The organism is Bacillus litorisediminis, from assembly GCF_022808645.1.
Classification (GTDB): Bacteria; Bacillota; Bacilli; order Bacillales; family JC228; genus Bacillus_BF; species Bacillus_BF litorisediminis.
On record NZ_JAKZKT010000093.1, the window covers coordinates 1 to 4,249 of the forward strand.

At 41.1% G+C, this 4,249-nt stretch carries 3 protein-coding genes, 9 tRNA genes and 2 rRNA genes; all 14 read right to left on the bottom strand.

What is annotated here, in order from left to right; translation table 11 throughout:
* Positions 1-175 precede the first annotated feature (175 nt).
* Positions 176-787 (bottom strand): anti-sigma factor family protein, encoded by a 612-nt coding sequence (locus MLE14_RS21865; protein ID WP_279326445.1) that lies wholly within the window; start codon positions 785-787, stop codon positions 176-178.
* Between the two features lie 22 nt (positions 788-809).
* Positions 810-1,373, bottom strand: a complete 564-nt coding sequence (gene sigW / locus MLE14_RS21870) for an RNA polymerase sigma factor SigW (protein WP_243300496.1) — start codon at positions 1,371-1,373, stop codon at positions 810-812.
* A gap of 461 nt (positions 1,374-1,834) precedes the next feature.
* Positions 1,835-2,734 carry an arginase gene (gene rocF / locus MLE14_RS21875; protein ID WP_243300497.1) on the bottom strand — a complete coding sequence of 300 codons (900 nt, stop codon included), beginning with the start codon at positions 2,732-2,734 and terminating at the stop codon, positions 1,835-1,837.
* A 250-nt stretch (positions 2,735-2,984) separates the two neighbouring features.
* Positions 2,985-3,060, bottom strand: a tRNA-Ala gene (locus MLE14_RS21880).
* 42 nt (positions 3,061-3,102) lie between these two features.
* A tRNA-Lys gene (locus MLE14_RS21885) sits at positions 3,103-3,175 on the bottom strand.
* Position 3,176: 1 nt separating this feature from the next.
* A tRNA-Gln gene (locus MLE14_RS21890) sits at positions 3,177-3,251 on the bottom strand.
* A 61-nt stretch (positions 3,252-3,312) separates the two neighbouring features.
* Positions 3,313-3,397, bottom strand: a tRNA-Tyr gene (locus MLE14_RS21895).
* Between the two features lie 7 nt (positions 3,398-3,404).
* Positions 3,405-3,477: transfer RNA gene (locus MLE14_RS21900), tRNA-Thr, on the bottom strand.
* Positions 3,478-3,505: 28 nt separating this feature from the next.
* Positions 3,506-3,578 (bottom strand) — tRNA-Val (locus MLE14_RS21905).
* A gap of 76 nt (positions 3,579-3,654) precedes the next feature.
* Positions 3,655-3,729: transfer RNA gene (locus MLE14_RS21910), tRNA-Glu, on the bottom strand.
* Positions 3,730-3,748: 19 nt separating this feature from the next.
* A tRNA-Thr gene (locus MLE14_RS21915) sits at positions 3,749-3,821 on the bottom strand.
* Position 3,822: 1 nt separating this feature from the next.
* Positions 3,823-3,897: transfer RNA gene (locus tag MLE14_RS21920), tRNA-Asn, on the bottom strand.
* A 50-nt stretch (positions 3,898-3,947) separates the two neighbouring features.
* A 5S ribosomal RNA gene (gene rrf / locus MLE14_RS21925) occupies positions 3,948-4,064 on the bottom strand.
* Between the two features lie 81 nt (positions 4,065-4,145).
* Positions 4,146-4,249, bottom strand: a 23S ribosomal RNA gene (locus MLE14_RS21930); the annotation flags it as partial.

Below are 4,249 nucleotides of genomic sequence, written 5' to 3' on the forward strand. Positions count from 1 at the left end.
CATATACACGTAACTCCATTTCTTTTGTCTTGTTTCTAGACAATTCAAGTATAAAAGAATTGGATGTCTACGTGTTTTTTTATGAATAAAAAGTTGTGTTCAAACCCCAACAAATATTATAGAGCCTCTTTTTTCACAAGAATAAAAAAGTCGCTCAAGCAAGAGCGACTTTTATTTAAAATGCCTCAACTACATTGTAAAAAGTATTTTTGATTTTAAACCAAATCCACGAAAAAGCTTCATTAATTTCATGAATTTGTCCCGTAACTTCCCCAGCTGAAGCTAAATACTTGGCCCCGTTAATAACGGTCACATTCCCTTCAACTTTTCCTTCTATTCGGATCTTGCCGTTTTTAACGACGATATCGCCTTTTACAGTCTCACCTTCTGGAACAATTACGGTATTATTATTGACTATTAAATTCGAATGGTTCGTTACAGAGAAGTCGTCATTCCCTTTAAATGAAGATGCTAAACTCCCCATCATTAAGAAAATAAATAACGAAGCTGCCGTTAAGAGCGGATGTGCTCGGAACCAGCGCTGAATTCGAATCATCTTATTTTCTTTCGGCAAACGACTCATTACATTTGCAGTAAATCCATTCGGAGCTTGTATATGTGCAGTGCTTTGCACTAGGGCTATCGTTTTCTTTAATTCATGAAAGTGCTTCTGGCACTCTTCACAAGTTTGCAAGTGTTGTCTCAATTCAGCCTCATGAGCACTAGATAGTTCATCATCGAGATATTCATGCATGTATTCGACGAACTTTTCTGGGCACTTTCCCAATTTACTCACCCTCCAATTCCTGTTAAACATTCCGCAATTGTTTCCGGAGTGCCTCACGTCCGCGGTGAATTCTCGTCTTCACCGTTCCTAATGGGATTTCTAATATTTCACTAATTTCTTGCAGCGGAAGTTCCTCAATATACTTTAGCACAATGACCGATCGGTATTTCTCTGGCAATTTTAGGATTTCATTTTGAATCAATTCCTGTAATTCCAAGCTCTCCATTTCTTCTTCAGGCATCTTAGTATCGATCGCAACCTGAGAATACATGGTGAGACCATCAGTCCCAGGTACCTCTGCATCTAAATAGTAGTCCGGCTTCTTTTTTCGAATTCGGTCAATGCACAAGTTTGTAGCGATGCGATAAAGCCACGTTGAAAATTTCCTGGACGGATTGAACTTTTGAATATTAACATATGCGCGTATAAAAGCCTCTTGTGCAATATCCTCAGCTTCATGCCGATTGCCTAATATACGATAACAAAGCTGAAATACCTTATCTTTATAAATCTCGACAATCTCTCCATAAGCATTTTGGTCGCCTTTGAGAACTTGTTTAATTCTTTGTTTGACTAGTACTTCCATTAATTTGTTACCTCCGCTCATGCGGCTTGTATTTAATACGGATATAGCCGTTTAATAGTTTCAAAAATTTTTTAGAAAAAAACTCCCTTCTATCGTATCAAATAATTGACTGATTTTTACATTTTTTCGTAAAAAAATACAAATTTTTTATGACATTTATCTTGAAATAAATATAAAAACTAGGCAGTTCAGCCTAGGCGTGCGACTATTTCGTATAAAAAAATATGAAAGACCGAGTATAAAGCACCCGGTCCTTTATTTTACATTGAGAATACTTAAAATTTATAGGACAAGCGGACATATGTTCCGCTATATCAATGAAATCCGTTGTTTTCATCAAGTAGTTGGACTTACGTTCCGTTATTCGCCACAAACTGATAAAATGGCTGTAATTACACTAATAACGGAACCAGTGTCCGGAAAAAGCGTACCACGCCTGTATTACAGCAGCACCAAAATGTTTATAGTAATTTTTCTCCGAATAATGAACCCATTAAAGCCACAGCTACTTGGGCAGTTCTATTTTTTTCATCTAATATAGGGTTCACTTCTACAAATTCAGCAGACGTGATGATTCCTGATTCCGCCAGCATTTCCATGGCTAGATGACTTTCTCTGTATGTCAGACCGCCTGCTACAGGAGTACCAACACCTGGTGCATGATCAGGATCAAGACCATCAAGATCCAATGATAAGTGAACACCATCCGTGCGTTCTTTTAAATAGGCAATCATCTCCTCCATTACCTTCGTCATGCCTAAACGATCTACTTCATGCATTGTGTACGTTTTAATCCCGATTTCTTTGATTAAATCCTTTTCCCCATCATCTAATGCTCTTGCTCCAATTATGACTACATTTTCTGGTTTTATTTTTGGAGAATATCCTCCGATATTTGTTAGAGATGGATGACCAAGACCTAAGCTAACTGCTAAAGGCATACCATGTATATTGCCGGACGGTGACGTTTCTTCCGTATTCAAATCCCCGTGCGCGTCATACCAAATGACTCCCAAATTTTCGAAATTCTCCGCAACACCAGCTAGTGTACCCATAGCAATACTATGGTCCCCGCCTAAGACTAAAGGAAACATTCCTTTTTTCATAACCTCGGACACTTTTTCATGCAAAAGCTCGTTCGCTTCAAGAACAGCTTTTAAATTTCGCAAATTCGATCTCTCAACAATTGTTTTCTCTCTTTTCCCAATCTCAAGATCACCAATATCTTCTATTTCATATCCCAGCTCTTCTAGCCTTTCAACAACCCCTGCATAGCGGATAGCAGACGGTCCCATATCAACACCACGACGCTGCTGCCCCATATCCATTGGTACCCCAATAATTGCAATTTTTTTGTTCATATCTAGAACCTCCTCTGCCCTTTAACTCTATTGTATCCGCTTTCGCAGAGGTGGCTCAACTCAACAAGATTTTGTATATATATACGGTTTTCTAGGTTCTATGCCCATTCGACACATATACAAAATCCGAATATAGTGATAGATTTACATGATCAATGTGGATTTTAATGAAGATCAACAATGTTGTATGCAGCACCTAAATAAAAAAACCTTGTACTCTAAAGTACAAGGCATAAGAATCAGTATGTATTGGTGGAGCCTAGCGGGATCGAACCGCTGACCTCCTGCGTGCAAAGCAGGCGCTCTCCCAGCTGAGCTAAGGCCCCTGATATAAAAAGAACCTTGATACAACGTATCAAGATTAAAAATGAGCCATGCAGGACTCGAACCTGCGACCCTCTGATTAAAAGTCAGATGCTCTACCGACTGAGCTAATGGCTCTTGGCTGGGCTAGCAGGATTCGAACCTACGAATGACGGAGTCAAAGTCCGTTGCCTTACCGCTTGGCTATAGCCCATTGTTCATACAAATTATAGTATGTACCTATAAGAAAGAAATATGTAGACAAATTTAAATAATGGTGGAGGGGGACGGATTCGAACCGCCGAACCCAGAGGGAGCGGATTTACAGTCCGCCGCGTTTAGCCACTTCGCTACCCCTCCGTATAAATGCCGACTGCAGGACTTGAACCCGCAACCTACTGATTACGATTCAGTTGCTCTACCAATTGAGCTAAGTCGGCGTTCTTTTTATCCTGCAATCTATTATGATGGAGGATGACGGGATCGAACCGCCGACCCCCTGCTTGTAAGGCAGGTGCTCTCCCAGCTGAGCTAATCCTCCAATGAAAAGATAGTTCTTTTGTGAGCGGTCATAAAATCTATCGATTTCTGACATCTACAAATATATAAAATAAAAATGGTGACCCGTACGGGATTCGAACCCGTGTTACCGCCGTGAAAGGGCGGTGTCTTAACCACTTGACCAACGGGCCATGGCTCTAAAAATAGGAAAGCTTCCAACCGGGCTCGAACCGGTGACCTCTTCCTTACCATGGAAGTGCTCTACCTGCTGAGCTATGGAAGCATGGCTCCGCAGGTAGGATTCGAACCTACGACCGTTCGGTTAACAGCCGAATGCTCTACCACTGAGCTACTGCGGAATAACAATTGTACTCACTAACCTTCCTAGCTTTCTAAACGTATGGTTTAGGCCTGGCAACGTCCTACTCTCGCAGGGGGAGAGCCCCCAACTACCATCGGCGCTGAGAAGCTTAACTTCCGTGTTCGGGATGGGAACGGGTGTGACCTTCTCGCCATAGCTACCAGACCTTATAAATGCAGAGAACGTCGTTCTCTCAAAACTAGATAACGACTAAAGAAAGAGGTAAGGACCAAAATCACCATAAACTTGGTTAAGTCCTCGATCGATTAGTATCTGTCAGCTCCACACGTCACCGTGCTTCCACCTCAGACCTATCTACCTTGTCATCTTCAAGGGATCTTACTTGCATA